The sequence below is a fragment of the Pseudomonas helleri genome, assembly GCF_045830615.1.
In the GTDB taxonomy this organism is placed as follows: domain Bacteria; phylum Pseudomonadota; class Gammaproteobacteria; order Pseudomonadales; family Pseudomonadaceae; genus Aquipseudomonas; species Aquipseudomonas helleri.
This window is the reverse complement of record NZ_CP174501.1, coordinates 3,077,256-3,093,966: the sequence shown is the minus strand read 5'-3', so window position 1 is coordinate 3,093,966 and position 16,711 is coordinate 3,077,256. Positions and strand designations below refer to the sequence as shown.

General features: G+C 59.6%; 16 protein-coding genes. All 16 read right to left on the bottom strand.

Annotated elements, in window-relative coordinates; genetic code table 11:
• Window positions 1-35 precede the first annotated feature (35 nt).
• The 16 genes from ACJJU9_RS13750 to paaA all read right to left on the bottom strand — a co-directional run bounded on the left by ACJJU9_RS13750 (window position 36) and on the right by paaA (window position 16,658).
• On the bottom strand, window positions 36-1,295 hold the full coding sequence (locus ACJJU9_RS13750) for a NupC/NupG family nucleoside CNT transporter (RefSeq protein WP_048372721.1): 1,260 nt from the start codon (window positions 1,293-1,295) through the stop codon (window positions 36-38).
• 77 nt (window positions 1,296-1,372) lie between these two features.
• Window positions 1,373-1,789, bottom strand: coding sequence for a cytidine deaminase (locus tag ACJJU9_RS13745; protein ID WP_048389435.1), 417 nt, complete (start codon window positions 1,787-1,789; stop codon window positions 1,373-1,375).
• Complete coding sequence (locus ACJJU9_RS13740; protein ID WP_407728741.1) at window positions 1,786-3,510, bottom strand: bifunctional metallophosphatase/5'-nucleotidase; 1,725 nt, start codon at window positions 3,508-3,510, stop codon at window positions 1,786-1,788. The genes ACJJU9_RS13745 and ACJJU9_RS13740 overlap by 4 nt, the downstream gene beginning before the upstream one ends.
• 19 nt (window positions 3,511-3,529) lie before the next feature.
• Complete coding sequence (locus ACJJU9_RS13735) at window positions 3,530-4,177, bottom strand: MotA/TolQ/ExbB proton channel family protein (protein ID WP_048372726.1); 648 nt, start codon at window positions 4,175-4,177, stop codon at window positions 3,530-3,532.
• A gap of 73 nt (window positions 4,178-4,250) precedes the next feature.
• Window positions 4,251-6,491 carry a TonB-dependent receptor family protein gene (locus ACJJU9_RS13730; RefSeq protein ID WP_407728740.1) on the bottom strand — a complete coding sequence of 747 codons (2,241 nt, stop codon included), beginning with the start codon at window positions 6,489-6,491 and terminating at the stop codon, window positions 4,251-4,253.
• A gap of 46 nt (window positions 6,492-6,537) precedes the next feature.
• Window positions 6,538-7,296 (bottom strand): energy transducer TonB, encoded by a 759-nt coding sequence (locus ACJJU9_RS13725; protein WP_407728739.1) that lies wholly within the window; start codon window positions 7,294-7,296, stop codon window positions 6,538-6,540.
• A 3-nt stretch (window positions 7,297-7,299) separates the two neighbouring features.
• Entirely contained in the window at window positions 7,300-7,707 is a 408-nt protein-coding gene (locus tag ACJJU9_RS13720; protein ID WP_048372729.1) for a biopolymer transporter ExbD, read from the bottom strand.
• Window positions 7,708-8,269: 562 nt separating this feature from the next.
• On the bottom strand, window positions 8,270-8,761 hold the full coding sequence (locus tag ACJJU9_RS13715; RefSeq protein WP_407728738.1) for a GNAT family N-acetyltransferase: 492 nt from the start codon (window positions 8,759-8,761) through the stop codon (window positions 8,270-8,272).
• Window positions 8,762-8,892: 131 nt separating this feature from the next.
• The gene (gene paaZ / locus ACJJU9_RS13710; RefSeq protein WP_407728737.1) at window positions 8,893-10,947 is read right to left on the bottom strand and encodes a phenylacetic acid degradation bifunctional protein PaaZ; all 2,055 of its coding nucleotides are present in this window, start codon (window positions 10,945-10,947) and stop codon (window positions 8,893-8,895) included.
• Between the two features lie 29 nt (window positions 10,948-10,976).
• Window positions 10,977-12,584 carry a cation acetate symporter gene (locus ACJJU9_RS13705; protein WP_407730995.1) on the bottom strand — a complete coding sequence of 536 codons (1,608 nt, stop codon included), beginning with the start codon at window positions 12,582-12,584 and terminating at the stop codon, window positions 10,977-10,979.
• Window positions 12,585-12,619: 35 nt separating this feature from the next.
• Entirely contained in the window at window positions 12,620-12,928 is a 309-nt protein-coding gene (locus tag ACJJU9_RS13700) for a DUF485 domain-containing protein (protein ID WP_153350662.1), read from the bottom strand.
• Between the two features lie 43 nt (window positions 12,929-12,971).
• The gene (gene paaE / locus ACJJU9_RS13695) at window positions 12,972-14,048 is read right to left on the bottom strand and encodes a 1,2-phenylacetyl-CoA epoxidase subunit PaaE (RefSeq protein ID WP_407728736.1); all 1,077 of its coding nucleotides are present in this window, start codon (window positions 14,046-14,048) and stop codon (window positions 12,972-12,974) included.
• A 33-nt stretch (window positions 14,049-14,081) separates the two neighbouring features.
• Entirely contained in the window at window positions 14,082-14,615 is a 534-nt protein-coding gene (paaD, locus tag ACJJU9_RS13690) for a 1,2-phenylacetyl-CoA epoxidase subunit PaaD (RefSeq protein ID WP_048389427.1), read from the bottom strand.
• The gene (gene paaC / locus ACJJU9_RS13685; protein ID WP_153350664.1) at window positions 14,602-15,363 is read right to left on the bottom strand and encodes a 1,2-phenylacetyl-CoA epoxidase subunit PaaC; all 762 of its coding nucleotides are present in this window, start codon (window positions 15,361-15,363) and stop codon (window positions 14,602-14,604) included. The genes paaD and paaC overlap by 14 nt, the downstream gene beginning before the upstream one ends.
• 8 nt (window positions 15,364-15,371) lie before the next feature.
• Window positions 15,372-15,653, bottom strand: a complete 282-nt coding sequence (paaB, locus tag ACJJU9_RS13680) for a 1,2-phenylacetyl-CoA epoxidase subunit PaaB (RefSeq protein WP_048372742.1) — start codon at window positions 15,651-15,653, stop codon at window positions 15,372-15,374.
• 15 nt (window positions 15,654-15,668) lie between these two features.
• The gene (gene paaA / locus ACJJU9_RS13675) at window positions 15,669-16,658 is read right to left on the bottom strand and encodes a 1,2-phenylacetyl-CoA epoxidase subunit PaaA (RefSeq protein ID WP_048372745.1); all 990 of its coding nucleotides are present in this window, start codon (window positions 16,656-16,658) and stop codon (window positions 15,669-15,671) included.
• Window positions 16,659-16,711: the final 53 nt, after the last annotated feature.

The following is a 16,711-nucleotide window of genomic DNA, read 5'->3' as shown; positions in this document are numbered from 1 at the left end:
AGTGGCGGGCGCCTGTTGGGGTAATAAGGTGCGTTTCACAGTGAAATAAACACGCCGGCCAGTGCTGCACTCATAAGGTTAGACAATGTCCCGGCGGTGACAGCGCGCAGGCCCATGCGGGCGAGATCCTTGCGACGGGAGGGGGCCATGACCCCCAGGCCGCCGAGGATGATGCCGATCGACGAGAGGTTGGCAAAACCGCACAGGGCAAAGGTCACGATGACTTGGGTATGGGCCGACAACACGCTGACGCCTTTGCTTGCCGCTTGCACTGGGTCGATGTAAGCCGCGAAGTCGACGTAAGCAACAAACTCGTTGAGCACCAGTTTTTCACCGATAAACCCGCCCGCAATGGTGGCTTCGCTCCATGGCACGCCAATCAGGAAGGCCAGCGGCGCAAACAGGTGGCCGAGGATCAGTTGCATGCTCAGGTGCGGCAGGCCGAACCAGGCGCCGCACCAGCCGAGAATGCCGTTGAGCATGGCGATGAGGGCGATAAAGGCCAGCAGCATGGCCCCGACGTTGAGTGCCAGGTGCAGGCCGTTGCTGACGCCCAGTGCCGCAGCGTCGATGACGTTGGCCGGTTTGTCCTCGGGGTACACCTCAACGCAGCTCGGGTCGTCATGGGGCAGGTGGGTTTCAGGCTCCATCAGCTTGGCCATCAGCAGCCCGCCGGGGGCGGCCATAAAGCTGGCCGCGATCAGGTATTTAAGCTCGATGCCGAGGCTGGCGTAGCCGATCAATACAGAGCCGGCCACCGAGGCCAGGCCGCCCGCCATCACCGCGAACAGTTCGCTGCGGGTCATGCTGGCCAGAAACGGGCGCACCACCATCGGCGCTTCGGACTGGCCGACAAAGATGTTGGCGGTGGCCGACATCGACTCGGTGCGGCTGGTGCCCAAGATGCGGTGCAACGCGCCACCGATCACCCGGATGATTACGTTCATCACGCCCAGGTAGTAAAGAATGGCAATGAAGCTGCTGAAGAACACAATCAGCGGCAACACCTTGATCGCAAAGACGAACCCCTGATGGCCGAACACCTCGAACATCTTCTCGCTGGCCAGCGGCCCGAAGAGAAAGCTGATCCCTTCGTTGGCATAGTCCTGCAGCGACGAAACGGTGTTGGAAATGGCCGCCAGGGTGGTCTGCCCCCATGGCACGTACAGCGCGAATGCACCGACACCTGCTTGCAGTAAAAAGGCTCCGCCCACTGTTTGTAACTTGATCGCCCGGCGGTTGCTGGAGAGCAAGACCGCCAGAAGGATCAATACACCTACACCAATGAAGCTCATGACTGCATTCCCATGTGTAAAGCATCAAAATCGCCTGCACCTCTGTTGGGTGCTGCGGCGGGCAGGGCAGTGGGTCGTTAAAAACGGAAAGCGCCGGGTAACAGTTGCTCGATGGTCCAGTCGCGGCTGGCCGATTCTTGATGCCCGACGCAAAACACCGGGCAGTGAGCAAGCATGAGTTCGTGCATGACCTGACGGCAGGCGCCGCAGGGGGAAATCAGCGCCACTTTGGGGGCATACACCAGCATCGCCTTGAAGCTGCCGGGGGCATGCCCCTGGGCGATAGCGCTGAACAGTGCACTGCGTTCAGCGCAGTTGGTCAGGCCGTACGAGACGTTTTCGACGTTGCAGCCGCGGATGATCTGATCATCCGCGGTTAGCAACGCGGCCCCGACAGGGAAGTCCGAGTGTGGGCACCAGGCGGCTTGCGAGGCCGCAATGGCCTCGGGCAGCAGGCGCTCGTAAAGTGCTTGCGCTTGGGCCGTGCGGCTCATCGTTGGGCACTCTTGGCCAATGCATCGTCGACCTTGTGAATGCGCTGCGCGGGAGTGTGTTCGCCCACCGGGTTACCGGCGCGGTCGTTGACTTGCAGGTAGTCGATCAACGCATTGAGGTCATTGAGGCCGGTGTCCAGACGTTCGCTGGCGTCCTTGAAGACCGTGAAGTTATCGCCGCCGCCGGCCATAAACGAGTTGACGGTGACTTGGTACGGGTAATCGGCAATCACCGGCACGCCGTCAATTTTCATGCTGTTGGCCAGTACCCGGTCACCTTGAGGTTTGCTGGCATCCCAGCTGTAAGTCAGCGAAGACGACGGCTGCAACGGGTAGAAGCCGAAACCGTTGTTTTGCCACTGTTGTTCTAGCAGTTGTTTCAGCTGTGCGCCGGTCAGGGTGAGGATGTTCAGGGTGTTGTTGAAGGGCTGGACCGAGGCCACCTGGCTGTAGCTGAGTTGTTCCTGGCCCGGGTCGAGAATCAGGTCGGTACGGATCCCGCCGAGATTGATGAACGCCACCTGCGCACCCAGCGAACGGGTGGCATGCAATTGCGCATCGGACACCAGGTCACCCATGGCGGACTCGCCTGCGGCGTTGAGTGTGCGTTTGACCTCTGTCGCGGCCATGCGCGCGATGGGCTTGTTCAGTTGCTCATGGCTGCGGGCTTCGACTTCGGCCTGTTGCGCGGCGATTTCTGGCATCGGCTGGTAGCGCTTGGGATCGACCACAATGTTTTCGGCCTTGGCATCCAGCAACTGGTGCTTGCCGGTGTCGATCTTCAGGTTCAGGTGCGTGACCAGCCGCCCGTACGAGCTGGCCTGGGTGATGAGTTTGTCGCCCAGGCGGCACATGTAGCCCTGGTGGGTGTGCGCAGTGATCACCACCTTGATTTCCGGGGCCAGACGGTTGGTCACGTCGAGGATGTCGCCCTTGAGCTGGCTGCAATCGGTCTTATCGAAGGACTCGGTAGTTTCGCCGCCCTGGTGAATCACCATGATCACCGCGTCCACACCTTGCTTGTGCAGTTCTGGCAGCAGCGCGTTGGCCGCTTCGGCTTCATCGATGGTGTACAGGCCGTTCATGCTTTGGGTGCTGACATAGGTCGACACATTGCGCAGCACGGCGCCGACGAACGCGATTTTCGCGCCGTTGGCTTCTTCAATCTGGTAAGCCGGAAAGAGCGTCTTGCCGGTTTGTGCGTCCATCAGGTTGGCTGCCACATAGGGGAAGCGCGTGCCTTTGTAATCCTTGCTGTACAGGCAGGCCTTTTCCGGGCGCGGCGAGTCGCAGCCGCCGTTGATCTGGCGTTGCAACTCGATCGTGCCCTGATCCAGTTCATGGTTGCCGATCACGCTGAACTTCAGCCCCAGGGTGCCGAGAGCCGTCAACGTCGGCTCGTCGGCCCACATGGCAGACATCGGCGGGCTGGCCCCAATCATGTCCCCGGCGCCGACCAACAGTGTTTGCGGGTCTTTTTTGCGCAATTCGCTGACCACACCGCTGAGGGCGTTAATACCGCCCGCCTGCATCGTCACCTTGCCACCCGGCGCCGAGGCATCGGCGTAGGTGAACGGGTTAGGTGCGAGATTGCCGTGGAAATCGTTGATAGCAGCAATGTTGACCTCGACCGTTTTGCCGGGCGGGTTACAGGCGGCTATTGCCAGGGCCAGCGGCAGAATCAGGCTGGCCTGGCACAGGCGCGAGAATACATTCGACATGGGGGCTCCTTGGCTTGGCTCAGGCGGTACGTGGCTGGCCGGCCAGCGAGGCGGCAGGTGTAGGGGAGGCGACGTATTGAGTGCCCAGGCCTGCGCGCAGCAGAAGCATTTTCAGGTTGTCGTTGATCAGTTCCAGGCGGTCTTGCAGGTGGCTGTTGAAGACCATGCCCACCAGTGCAATGGCGATACCCAGCGCGGTGGCGTACAGCGCAGTACCGATACCGCGGGACACTTCACCCGGGTCGGAAACACCGGCTTCGGCCAGGGCCTTGAAGGTGTCGATAATGCCCATGATGGTGCCGAGCAAACCCAGTAACGGTGCGCCGGCGACGACGGCTTCGAGGATCCACAGGCTGTGGGACAGCTTGCCGCGCATGGAAATGTAAATGGCCTGGCCGAGGTCTTCGAGTTCTTGGTGCGAGTGCAGTTGGCGACGGCCGTCGTAAATCTGCGAGAGTAATTGCAGTGGCAGGCTGTCACGTTGGGTCAAGGCTGCTGGCAGGTCATCGACGCTGCGCACTTTGCCGCTGATGGCCGGGACCAGTTGGCGGGCCTTGCGCAGGGAGTAGCTGAAAAAGATGCAACGTTCAACGACGACAAAGGCGGCCAGCGCAGCAGCGCCGTACATGACGTAGAAAGTGAGATCGTGCAGCAGATTCATGTTCATCAGGTTCTTCCTATGGGTGGGTACAGCCCAGGCCCGCTGTTTAGCCGGGCCTGGTTACAGGTCAAATCAAGGGTTAGAAGTTGGCTTCAAACGAAACCATGGCAGTACGTTCTTCACCGACGTTGTAGTACGGCGTTGCAGCGTTCAGACCGTTAACCGGCGCGGCGTTGAGCACCACGGTGCGTGCCGACGACAGGTATTCCTTGTCGAAGACGTTGAGCATCGAGACGCGGATGGCGGCAGATTTGAAGATCTTTTTGTCGACCGGCAGGCGCACGCCGGCGCTCAGGTCAACGGTGGTACGGCCAGCGATTTCCTGGTCGTTGGTCAAGTCGCCGTAGTAGCTGCCAACGTATTTGCCGGCGATGTTGGCGTAGTAGCGTTTGTTGTCCCAACCGATGCTGGCGTTAAGCATGTTTTTCGGCACGTTGGCCAGTTGCTTGCCCGCGGTCGGCAAGTCTCTGTTGCGAACTGAGATATCGTCTTTCTGCTCGGAATCGGTGTAGGTGTACGAGGTGTAGTAGTTGAAGTTGTAGGGCAGCAGGCCGCTCCACTCCAGTTCCAGACCTTTGTTGACCACACTGCCGACGTTGAGCATCTCGTAGTCGCCATCCGAGTTGGTGGTTGACAACTGACGGTCGCGGTACGAGATGTGGAACAGCGTTGCGCTCAACGCCATGTCGTCCTTGGTGAAGCGCCAGCCCAGTTCCTGGTTCCAGCTCAGCTCAGGCTTGGTGCTGATCGAGTCGCCGACGTTGTACAGCACGTAGTTCGGCGGGGTGCGCATGTTGCGGGTGATGTTATAGAACGCCTGGTTCTGCTCGTTGATCTGGTAGCGGGCGCTGAAGTTCGGCAGGAACTGGTGGTACTTGGCGTCACGTTTTTCAGGCTTGTTGTACAGGTCGCCGAGGTTGTTACCGTCACGCTCGACGTACTGGTAGGCAAGGCCGCCGACCAGGGTCAGGTCGGGTGTCACGATCCAGGTGTCTTGCAGCGAGAGTTTCTGCGCCGGGGTAACGGTGTACTGATGGCGGCCCTGTACGGTCACGCCATTGTTGTCTTTAACCTGGTTGCCCGAGTTGTAATCGCCCCAGATGTCGCTTGGCGCGCCGTTGGCATCGATGCTGATAAATGGCTGGGTCTGGCGCTGACGGGCGCGCTCGTACCAGTAGCCCAGGTCGATGCTGTGGGACTCGTTCATGTCCCATTTCAGCTTGTTGTAGATACCTGTACGCCAGGTTTCGGTCCAGGAAGGGCGGTAGTAGGTGTCGTACGGCAGGCCCTTGAGGTCGTAGTTGCCGGCTTTGCTGCTGGTGGACGACAGGGCGGAGGCGGTCTGGCCGCTGAAGCTGCCGCCGTTGGCCCACATGTAGTAAGGCGCAATGGACAGTGACAGGTCGTCGCGCAGCTGGAAGCGCTGGGTCAGCGTGGCGGACACGTTTTCAAACGGGTTACGGTTGATCTTGTAATACGAGGTCAACTTGCCGCTGCTGTTGTAGATCGGGTTTTCTGCGTAATCAAGGCTACGACCCGACTTCTCGAACTGCGCCTTGCTCAGCGTGTTGTAGTTATAGTTGTCCTGGCGGTTGTATTTAATGATGGCGTTGGTCGAGTTGCCATTGCCGTCTTCAAACAAGGTGTTCCATTCAACTTTGTCTGCGCGTACAACACCTTTACCGCGCCATTTATCACCTTCGGTGTGGGACGCCGATATATAGGTTTTAAAACCGTTGATGTCGCCGGTGTTAATACGCACAAACGATTTGTCGAGGCTGTTGGAACCCACCGCCTGTTTAACGAAAACACCAAAGTCCTTCGTCGGACGCAGGGTCACCAGGCCGATGTTGCCACCGCTGGAACCAATATGCGGGCCGTCAATTTCCGAAGAACCTTGAGTGGCGAATATTTCACTGAAGTTCTCAGGGTCGCCGAGCAAGTTTGGATAGATCGAGTAGTCACCCGAGTCGTTGATCGGGATGCCGTCAGCCGAGACGCCGACCTGGTCGGAGTTCATGCCGCGCATGGTGAAGCTGGTGCCGCTGAGGCCCGAGGCGTCGGTGCTGGACACGTTGATGCCGGGCGTGTACTTGAGTTTGTCGAGGGCGTTGGCAGTGGGTGCCATTTCGTCCATCGCCTCTTTGGTTACCGTTGAGCGCGCCTTGGCCGAGTCTTCCTGAACCATATGGCCATTGCCCAGACTTTGGCCGGTTACTTTAACGTCGCCTATATCAACTGAATCTTGCGCGAGCGCAGACAAAGTCCAGCCGCCAACCCCAACGGCCAGCAACGTTGCAAATAAAGTATTGAGTTTCAAAACGCTTTCCTCTTGAACATCATGAGTGGAGCAGAAGTGGTTTTAGTTATTGCTCAATGTTGTATACAAGCGTGGCGCTAAAGCGGTATTTATCCTTGCCCGAAAAAGTGTTGTCGGGAAAAGGCACAACTTGGTCGAGGCGTTTCAAACTTGTTTGTGCTGCCCGATTGAGCAACATGTTTGCCGCCTTCTTTTCAATGCCCGAATCGAGCACCTTGCCGCTTCGGTCAATCAGCAACCACACCACCACATTGCCTTCAGGGCGTTGTAATGAAGCTTCGCGACCTCGCGGGTATTGCTTGTATCTCTCTAACTCTGCGAGCAGGCGAGCGGTGTAGCGGCTCTCCTGGTCTGCCGGGTTGGTGTGGGGTACCTGGGCAACAGGTCTGGTCACCGGGGCTGCCGCTGGCGGTGCCGCTGCCGGAGCGGGGGCCGGTGCCTGCACCACCGGTTGTGGCTTGGGCGGTGTCGGTGCGGCCTTGACCACTTGCGGCTTGGGCTTGGGCGGCGGCGGTTTTGGTGCCGGCGGCTTGGGCTTGGGTGGCGGTGGTGGCGGCTCTTCGATTTGCGCTTCGGCCTCTTCGATTTCCGGCGGCGGTGGCGGTTGTTCAACCACTGGCTCAGGCTCGGGCTCAGGCGGCGGGAGCAATTCCTCAGGATCGATCAGGGCGATTTCGACGGTTGTATCGTCGTACTTCGGCGTGATCTTCAAGGTCGTGTGTGTGGCGCTATGAATGGCCACCGCCAGCAGGCAAATCGCGGGAAGACAGGCGATTGCTTTGCGGGATTTGAAAAGAACCGACATGACTTAGAGCTTCCGGGTCGCGATGGAAACGGAGGAGAAACCGCTGCTTTTGAGCACGTCCATCACGCTCACCAAACGCGCTACTTCAACACCCTCATCGCTGTTGAGGATGATCACCATCTTCTGCTCAGGGTTTTCCATGGCCTTGAGCTGTACCACCAGTTCGGTCTGGTCCAGGTCCTTGCCGTCCAGTTGCAGGCGGTCGTCCAGGCCCAGGGTAATCACAGCCTTGTTTTGCGGCTTGAGTTGTTGCGCGTGTGCAGCGCCTGGCAACTGAGTCTTGATCCCCAGCGCAGGGATCACGTTGAGACTGATCAATACGAAAAACACCAGCAGAAACATCATCACGTCGATCATCGGAATGATCTCGATATGCAGGCGCTTTTTCTTCGGTTCTTCCCAGCTTCGCATCACGTGTACTCCAGTCCACAGAGGGGATCACACAGCTGATCGCCCATTCAGATTCTCACTTGTGGTTAGCCAGGGCACAGTAGCTGTCGAACCTGTCTCAAGTGACAGGTTGGAGAGTAGGGGAGCGGTGTTTCATTTTGATTTCAGCAATATTATTTTGTTACGAAAGCTCTGGATGTGTGTTGTTTCTGTAAAGTTGCTGTGTAAGTCGCGGTTTTTTATGGGTTTTAACGTGATTTTAAGGGTTTTGAACTGGTGCGCAGGGAGTAGGTGAATTGCTGGCTCAAACTGAAAAAAACTGACATGTGTGTCAGTTTTTTTGGATTTATGAGTGGCTTTCAGCGTGGGGAGGGGAAGCAGACCGTTACAATGTTGACGACACGTTACGGTCAGGTCATGGTGATTTGTATGACAGCGAGGTTAAAACTTGCGAACAGCTCACGATCAAAAGAGCCCCCTCACCCTAGCCCTCTCCCGAAGGAGAGGGAACCGATTGGGGGATGCTGACGATTATCGGTGGCCTGTTTGCTGCGCGACAGCGCGGCGTCTAAGACGGTCCCTCCTACAGCACCATCACCATCTCGTGCCACGCCATCCCGCCATGCTCGGAGGGTGAAGGCTGCACGTAGACATAGCCAAAATGTGTGTAGAGGTCGATATGCTGTTCTTTGCACATCAGGTGAATGGTGGATTTGCCCATTCCGCGCATATGTTCGACAAATTGGCGCATCAGCTTGCCCGCATGGCCCTTGCCTTGATAGGCCGGATCCAGCACCACCGACATGATCACGACATTGGCAGCGTCTGGGTCGTGGCCTGCCAGCTCTTTGAAAGACTCGTCGGACATGACCACTTCATGGGCACAACCACTGTTGATGAAACCGGCGATTTCGCCCTCCAGTTCCAGTACCAGAAAGCCTTCAGGATACTGACCGATACGCGTGGCAATTTTTGCGAGGGTGGCGGCTTCGTCACCTTCGTAGGCCTTGGTTTCGATTTCGAAGCAGCGATCCGCGTCAGCGGGTACTGCCTGGCGGAAGATGGGGTGTGTCATGTGGATCAATCCTGTTGAAGCGCGAGTAGGTTTGGCCTTTTAAGCTCAGAACAAAATGCGCCCCAAAAGACTCAGCTCAGTCCTTTGGGGCGCTTGCAGTATGGTTCTCGATCGCTTCAGGTGGAAGGCTCTTAAGCTTCGCGCTTAACCACCAAGGTCAAAATATCGTAACTGGCGACCAGTTCGCCCAGTTGGTTGGTCACTTCAACATCCCACGCCACCACCCCTTGCGGGATGCCTTGGGGGCTCTTCTTGCCTTGGTCAATCTTGCGCTTGCAGGTCAGGCGCGCCTGAATGGTGTCGCCAATCCCCACCGGGTTGATAAACCGCAGGGTGTCCAGCCCGTAGTTGGCCAGTACCGGGCCGGGTGCCGGGGAGACAAACAGGCCAGCCGCTGCCGACAGCACAAAGTAGCCGTGGGCAATGCGTTTGCCGAACTGCGATTCCTTGGCGGCGATGTCGTCAAAGTGCATATAGAAGTGATCACCCGACAGGCAACCGAAGTTCACCAGGTCGGCTTCGGTGACGGTGCGCCGGTGGGTCAAGAGTGACTCGCCGATCTGCAGGTCCTGGAAGTACCGGCGGAACGGGTGCACGTCGGTTTCGATGACCTTGGCGCCGCGTACGTATTCCCCGGTGACCGCTGCCAGCATGCTCGGCGAGCCCTGTACGGCGGCGCGTTGCAGGTAGTGTTTGACTGCACGCAAACCGCCGAGCTCTTCGCCGCCGCCCGCGCGGCCCGGGCCGCCGTGCTTGAGTTGCGGCAGGGGCGAGCCGTGGCCGGTGGACTCTGCCGCCGATTCACGATCAAGCACCAGTAAACGGCCGTGCCAGGCTGCCGCCACCGGGATGGCCTTGGCCGCAATGTGCGGGTCTTTGGTGATCAAACTGGCCACCAGGCTGCCTTTGCCGCGTGCGGCCAGTGCCAGTGCTTCGTCGAGATCGTCGTAGGCCATCAAGGTGCTGACCGGGCCGAACGCTTCGATGTCATGGGCGCCGCCTTCAGCATGCGGGTCACGGGCTTGCAGCAAGGTTGGGGCAAAGAACGCACCCTGGCTGACGTTTGTACCGCGTGGCTCAAAACCGTCGCGGGCACCGAACAGCAGGTCGCTGCTTTGCAGCAGGCTTTCAAGGCGTTCGCTGACGTCTTTGAGTTGATCGTGGGAAGCCAGTGCACCCATGCGCACGCCTTCGACCGACGGGTCGCCGACCACGACTTTACGCAATCGATCACGCAAGCGGCTGGCTACCGCATCGATGTGCTTGGCCGGGACGATGGCGCGGCGGATGGCGGTGCATTTTTGCCCGGCCTTGGTGGTCATCTCGCGGGCTACTTCTTTGATGAACAGCTCGAACTCTTCATCGTCCGGGCTCACGTCCGGGGCCAAAATTGCGCAGTTCAGCGAGTCAGCTTCGGCGTTGAACGGCACCGAGTGGCGGATCAGGTTGGGGTTGACCCGCAGCTTGGCGGCGGTGTCGGCAGAGCCGGTAAAGGTCACCACATCCTGGCCTTGCAGGCGATCGAGCAAGTCACCGGTGCTGCCAATGATCAGTTGCAGGCTGCCAGCAGGCAGCAAGCCCGACTCGTCCATCAGACGTACCACGGCTTCGGTCAGGTAGCTGGTGGCGCTGGCCGGCTTGACGATGCACGGCATGCCCGCCAGAAAGCTTGGGGCAAATTTTTCCAACATGCCCCAGATCGGGAAGTTGAAGGCGTTGATGTGCACCACCAGGCCGCCACGGGGCACCAGAATGTGCGTGCCCGCGAACGTGCCCAGCTTGCTCAGCGGCATCGCTGGACCTTCGTGCACGATGTTGCCTGACGGCAGTTCGCGTGAGCCGAGGCTGGCATAGGTGAACAGCGTGCTGTTGCCGCCCTCGATATCAATCCAGCTGTCGGCACGGGTCGCGCCACTGTGATGGGACAGCGCGTAGAGCTGTTCTTTGCGCTCGCTCAGGTACAGCGCCAATGCCTTGAGACGCTGGGCGCGCTGTTGAAAATCGAGGGCCTGCAGGGCGCTGATGCCTTGATGGCGCCCGTGCTCGATGGCTTCGGCAAAGTCCAGGCGCTCCTCGTGGGTGCGCGCCAGTTCGTGGCCGTGGATGGCGCTGCGCAGCACTTGAGCGCCGTGTTGGCCGATCCAGCGGCCAGCGATAAAACTTTGCAGGGTAGGGGCGTGAGGCATCACGGTTCCTCCGGGTTTAAAAGATGGGATTAGTGTTTGCTGGCGCCCGCAGCGCCAATGCCGGTCATGGAACGAATGAACTGCGCCAGGTATCGGCCGCGCTCAAGGACTGCACGGGGCGAACGGTCGGTCACGGAAAAGAACCACGCGCTGAAAAACGCCAGGCTCATGGAAAACAACGCGGGGTTGGAATACGGGAACAGCGCCTTGTCGTGCTGCAACACGTTGACCCACACCGCCGGGCTGAGCACCAGCAGCACAATCGCCGAGACCAGTCCCGACAAGCTGCCGAGTACGGCGCCGCGGGTGGTCAGGCCCTTCCAGTACATGGAAAGGAACAGCACCGGGAAATTCACCGAGGCGGCAATTGCCAGCACCAGGCCGGAGAGAAAGGCAATGTTCTGAGATTCAAACAACAGGCCGAGGATGATCGCCAGCACGCCAATGCACAGGGTGGCGATGCGCGACACGCGAATTTCCTGTTGTTCGCTGACCTGGCCCTTGCGGATGACACAGGCATACACGTCATGGGACACCGCTGAGGCGCCCGACAGTGCGAGCCCGGCCACCACCGCCAGGATCGTGGCGAAGGCCACCGCCGAAATGAACCCCAAAAACAGGTTGCCACCCACCGCCTGCGCCAAGTGCACGGCGATCATGTTGCTGCCTCCGATGATCGCCCCGCTGGCGTCACGGAACTCCGGGGCCGTGCCGACCATGACGATGGCGCCAAAGCCGACGATGATCAGCAGCAGGTAGAAGTAGCCGATAAAGCCGGTGGCGTAGAACACGCTCTTGCGGGCTTCCTTGGCATCGCTGACGGTGAAAAAACGCATAAGAATGTGCGGCAGGCCAGCGGTGCCGAAAATCAAGCCTAGCCCCAGGGAAATGGCCTCGACAGGGTTGGCCAGCAAGCCGCCCGGCGCCATGATCGCAGTGCCCTTGGTATGGACTGCACTCGCTTGGGCGAACATCGCTTCGGTGCTGAAACCAAAGTGCTTGAGCACCATAAAGGCCATGAAACTGGTGCCGAACAGCAGCATGACGGCCTTGATGATCTGCACCCACGTGGTGGCCAGCATGCCGCCAAAGGTCACATAGAACACCATCAGCACGCCGACCAGGATCACCGCGTAGAGGTAGTCGATGCCAAATAGCAGCTCAATGAGTTTGCCCGCCCCGACCATCTGCGCCACCAGGTACATCAACGCCACGGTCAGGGTGCCGAACGCTGAAGTCAGGCGTACTGGCATTTGTTCAAGGCGATACGAGACCACGTCGGCAAATGTGTATTTGCCCAGGTTGCGCAGGCGCTCGGCGATCAGGAACAGGATGATCGGCCAGCCGGCCAATACGCCCAGCGCGTACAAAAGCCCGTCATAGCCGTTGAGAAACATCATCGCCGAGATGCCCAGAAACGACGCCGCCGAGATCATGTCACCGGCAATCGCCAGGCCGTTCTGGAAACCGCTCATGCCACCGCCAGCGGTGTAGAAGTCACTGGCCGAGCGTGTGCGCAGGGCGGCCCAGCGCGTGACGCCGAGGGTAAACAGCACAAACACCATGAACATGCCGATGGCGTTCCAGTTCAATGGCCGTGATGTTTCCTCGGCGGCAAGCGCCAGGTCCGCGATCATCACCAAAGGCAAAACAAACCCAGCATTGAGGCGGCTCACAGCGCGCACTCCTGTTTGAGTTTATCGTTGAGCGGGTCGATGACCCGGTTGGCCCGGTACACGTAAAAGCCGGTCAGGGCGAAGGCCGCCAACACCACCAATACACCGACCAGCATGCCCACCGAGGTCACGCCGTCACTCAGGGGCCGGCCCAGGGTTGCCGGAGAGAACGCCACCAGTAGCACAAAGCCGAAATAGATCACCAGCATGATCAACGACAGCGACCAATAGAGGTTTTGCTTGCGGCGTACCAACTGAATGAAATCGGGGTTTTGGCAAATACGTTGGATGTCGTCGGGGGACATGGTGGTGTGCTCCTTCTTATTGTTGTAGTGGGGCGAGACGGTGTTACAGCTGGTCGAAGTCCAATACCACCTTGTCACTGACCGGGAATGCCTGGCACGACAGCACATATCCGGCAGCCACTTCGTAGTCTTCGAGGGCGTGGTTGCTGTCCATCTCCACTTCGCCTTCGATCACCTTGCACTTGCAGGTCGAGCACACCCCGGCCTTGCACGAATACGGCAGCTCGGCACCCTGCGCGTTGCCTGCGTCGAGGATGCTCTGGCTGTTGCGCGGCAGGTCGAAAGCCAGAGCGCGACCGTCGCTGATCACGGTGATCTGGCTGATCGCAGCGTCTACTTGGCGGGCCGCTTCGCGGGCCTCGCGTTTTTGCTGGCTGCCAGCCGCGGCAAAGAGTTCGAAATGAATGTTTTCAGGCACCATGCCCTCAGCCTTGAGGCAGTCGCGTACGATTTCGGTCATCTCTTGGGGGCCGCAGATAAACGCGGCGTCGAGTTGCTTGACGTCGAGCCAGCGGGTAAACAGCTGGGTGCATTTTTCGGCGTTGATCCGGCCGTTATAAAGGTCGACGTCCTGCTGCTCACGGCTGAACACAAAGATCAGGTTCAAGCGCTGCAAATAGCGGTTTTTCAAGTCTTCGAGCTGCTCGCGAAACAGCGCGCCGGAGCTGGAACGGTTGCCGTACAGCAGCGTCACGCGGCTGTGCGGTTCAGTCTGCAAGGTGGTCTTGATGATCGAGAGAATCGGCGTAATGCCGCTGCCTGCGGCCACCGCCAGGTAATTGCCATGGCGCGCCGGGTCCAGCTCTACGTGAAAATGCCCGGCGGGCGGCATCACCTCCAGGCTGTGCCCGGCCTTTAACTGCTCGTTGGCAAAGGCCGAAAAACGCCCGCCTGCGACACGTTTGACGGCAATTCTCAGCTCGCCGTCATTGACCCCGGTGCAGATCGAATAAGAGCGTCGCACTTCTTCGCCGTCCAGCAGGGTGCGCATGACCAGATGCTGGCCTTGGGTGAAGTGAAAACTGTCTTGCAGGTGCTGCGGAATGTCGAAGGCGATGGACACCGCATCACGGGTCTCGGTGCGCACATCCTTGATGGTCAGGCTGTGAAACTTACTCATGGTTATTCTCCAACCAAGACGGCCGAGGGCGCCTCAGATGCATTTGAAATAGTCGAACGGTTCCAGGCAGTCGCGGCAGCGGTACAGTGCCTTACAGGCGGTGGAGCCGAATTCGCTGAGCACTTCGGTGTGGGTGCTGGCGCATTGCGGGCAGGCGATCACCGGGCTTTCGCCAAGCAACGTGCGCTTGCTGGCGCTGCCCTGCGGCGGCGCGATGCCATAGGCGCGCAGGCGCTCACGGCCACTGTGGGTGATCCAGTCGGTGGACCAGGCCGGGGTTAACTTGCGCTCCAGTTGCGGTGCGCGAAAACCGGCCAGCTCCAATGCCTCACGAATGTCGCTCTCGATCACTTCTGTGGCGGGGCAACCGGAATAGGTGGGCGTGACCACCACATGCAGGTGCCCGGCTTGCCAGGCCAGATCGCGGACAATGCCCAGGTCGACCACGCTGACCACCGGCACTTCCGGGTCCATGACCTGCGCCAGGATCGCCCACGCCGCCGCCAGGTCCGTAGGTTGCGCCGGGCGCGCGCCGAGGTCGCTGGCGATCAGCTCACCAGGTTGCATCGGGGTACGCTCGGGGCAAAAACTGCATTTCGGCCAGCAAAATGCCCAAGTGTTCGGTGTGCAGGCCGCGTCGCGCGTTCAGGTAGAAATAGCTCGGTGCCGCGGGCACGGGCAGGGTGGCGCGGGTAAACGTGTCGCTGACGGTGGCCTGCCATATGGCGGCGACTTGGGCTGCATCTGGCGTGATGGCGGCCTCGCACAGGCGCTGTTCGCTGTCATCGGCGCTGGTCAGTTCCACAGTAAAGCGCCACACCTCGGGGAGGGCGGCGAGCATGCGCGTATGGCTTTCGTCGGTGCCGTCACCGAGCCGCTCCACCCATTCGCTGGAGCGGCGCAGGTGGTAAGTGACTTCTTTGACGGCTTTGGCGGCGATACCGGCGATGCGCTCGTCGCTGGACTGGCTCAGGCCTTCGAGGACTGGCAGGTGCCAGGCGTCATACAAAAACTGCTTGAGAATGGTGACCGCGTAGTCGCCATTGGGTTGCTCCACCAGCAGCAAGTTACGATAGGCCCGCTCATCCCGGCGAAAGGCCAGGTGGTCGGCATCGCGGCCGTCATCCAGCAGTTCGGCGGCGTATTCCAGCCAGTTGCGCGCCTGGCCGACCAGGTCGAGGCCGACGTTCATCAGCGCCAGTTCTTCTTCCAGTGCGGGTGCATGGCCGCACCACTGGCACAGGCGCTGGCCCTGGATCAGGGCGCTGTCGCCGAGGCGCAGGAGGTATTCGATCAGATCAGTGTTTGGCTTCATGGTTGACCTCACATGTGCCCGACTTCGGCCGGCAACTCGTAGAAGCTGGCGTGGCGGTAGACCTTGTCGTCGGCCGGGTCAAACAACGGGTCTTTTTCATCCGGCGACGAGGCGGTAATCAACATGGAGGGCACCACCCACAGGCTCACGCCTTCGCTGCGGCGGGTGTAGAGCTCGCGGGCGTTCTCGATGGCCATGGTGGTGTCGGCGGCGTGAACGCTGCCAACGTGTTTGTGGTTGAGGCCGTGCTTGCTGCGCACAAAGACTTCAAAGAGGGTCCATTCAGACATAACGGTAACTCCGGATCAGGCAGCGTTCTTATTGTGTTTTTTACGGGCGTGGGCGACGGCGGCTTCGCGCACCCAGGCGCCGTCTTCAATAGCCTTGCGGCGGGTGGCGACGCGCTCCTGGTTGCATGGGCCGTTGCCCTTGAGCACTTCGTAGAATTCGTTCCACTGGATTTCGCCGAAGTCGTAATGACCGCGTTCGGCGTTCCACTTCAGGTCCGGGTCGGGGCAGGTGCAGCCCAGCAGTTCAAGCTGTGGAATGGTTTGGTCGATGAAACGCTGGCGCAATTCGTCGTTGCTCTGGCGCTTGATCTTCCAGGCCATGGACTGGGCGCTGTTGGGGGAGTGTTCGTCGCTGGGGCCGAACATCATCAGCGACGGCCACCAGAGGCGGTTGATCGCGTCCTGAACCATGTCTTTTTGCGCCTGATTGCCTTCGCGCATCATGGTCAGGAGGATTTCGTAGCCCTGACGCTGATGAAAGCTCTCTTCCTTGCAGATACGCACCATGGCCCGTGAATAAGGCCCGTAAGAGGTGCGCTGCAGCACTACCTGGTTGACGATGGCCGCGCCATCCACCAGCCAGCCGACGGCGCCCATGTCGGCCCAGTTCAGGGTCGGGTAATTGAAGATGCTCGAGTACTTGGCCTTGCCGCTGTGCAGCTTGGCGATTTCTTCGTCGCGGTCGGCGCCCAGGGTTTCCATCGCGCTGTACAGGTACAGGCCGTGGCCGGCTTCGTCCTGGATCTTGGCCATCAATTGCAGTTTGCGTTTGAGCGACGGCGCGCGGGTGACCCAATTGCCTTCCGGCAGCATGCCGACGATTTCTGAGTGGGCGTGTTGAGAGATCTGGCGGATCAGGGTTTGCCGATAGGCATCGGGCATCCAGTTTTTCGCTTCGATCTTGATTTCGGCGTCGATTTTTTCCTGGAAGGCGCGTTCCTGATCGGACATCTCAGCTAGGTCCTTGATGCGCTTAACGCCGGTTTCTACAAGCTGTGCGTACATGGGGCTCTCCCGCCTTGCATGTGTTCATAGGCATGGAGAACTTTATAAGCGAT

Excerpts from the sequence above, each read along its gene's own strand:
- ACJJU9_RS13745 (WP_048389435.1), bottom strand. The coding sequence starts at position 1,789 with ATGAGCCGCACGGCCCAAGCGCAAGCACTTTACGAGCGCCTGCTGCCC.
- ACJJU9_RS13720 (WP_048372729.1), bottom strand. The coding sequence starts at position 7,707 with ATGCGAAGCTGGGAAGAACCGAAGAAAAAGCGCCTGCATATCGAGATC.
- paaZ (WP_407728737.1), bottom strand. The coding sequence starts at position 10,947 with ATGCCTCACGCCCCTACCCTGCAAAGTTTTATCGCTGGCCGCTGGATC.
- ACJJU9_RS13705 (WP_407730995.1), bottom strand. The coding sequence starts at position 12,584 with ATGATCGCGGACCTGGCGCTTGCCGCCGAGGAAACATCACGGCCATTG.
- ACJJU9_RS13700 (WP_153350662.1), bottom strand. The coding sequence starts at position 12,928 with ATGTCCCCCGACGACATCCAACGTATTTGCCAAAACCCCGATTTCATT.
- ACJJU9_RS13740 (WP_407728741.1), bottom strand. The coding sequence starts at position 3,510 with ATGTCGAATGTATTCTCGCGCCTGTGCCAGGCCAGCCTGATTCTGCCG.
- ACJJU9_RS13725 (WP_407728739.1), bottom strand. The coding sequence starts at position 7,296 with ATGTCGGTTCTTTTCAAATCCCGCAAAGCAATCGCCTGTCTTCCCGCG.
- ACJJU9_RS13735 (WP_048372726.1), bottom strand. The coding sequence starts at position 4,177 with ATGAACATGAATCTGCTGCACGATCTCACTTTCTACGTCATGTACGGC.
- ACJJU9_RS13715 (WP_407728738.1), bottom strand. The coding sequence starts at position 8,761 with ATGACACACCCCATCTTCCGCCAGGCAGTACCCGCTGACGCGGATCGC.
- paaE (WP_407728736.1), bottom strand. The coding sequence starts at position 14,048 with ATGAGTAAGTTTCACAGCCTGACCATCAAGGATGTGCGCACCGAGACC.
- paaA (WP_048372745.1), bottom strand. The coding sequence starts at position 16,658 with ATGTACGCACAGCTTGTAGAAACCGGCGTTAAGCGCATCAAGGACCTA.
- paaB (WP_048372742.1), bottom strand. The coding sequence starts at position 15,653 with ATGTCTGAATGGACCCTCTTTGAAGTCTTTGTGCGCAGCAAGCACGGC.
- ACJJU9_RS13750 (WP_048372721.1), bottom strand. The coding sequence starts at position 1,295 with ATGAGCTTCATTGGTGTAGGTGTATTGATCCTTCTGGCGGTCTTGCTC.
- paaD (WP_048389427.1), bottom strand. The coding sequence starts at position 14,615 with ATGCAACCTGGTGAGCTGATCGCCAGCGACCTCGGCGCGCGCCCGGCG.
- paaC (WP_153350664.1), bottom strand. The coding sequence starts at position 15,363 with ATGAAGCCAAACACTGATCTGATCGAATACCTCCTGCGCCTCGGCGAC.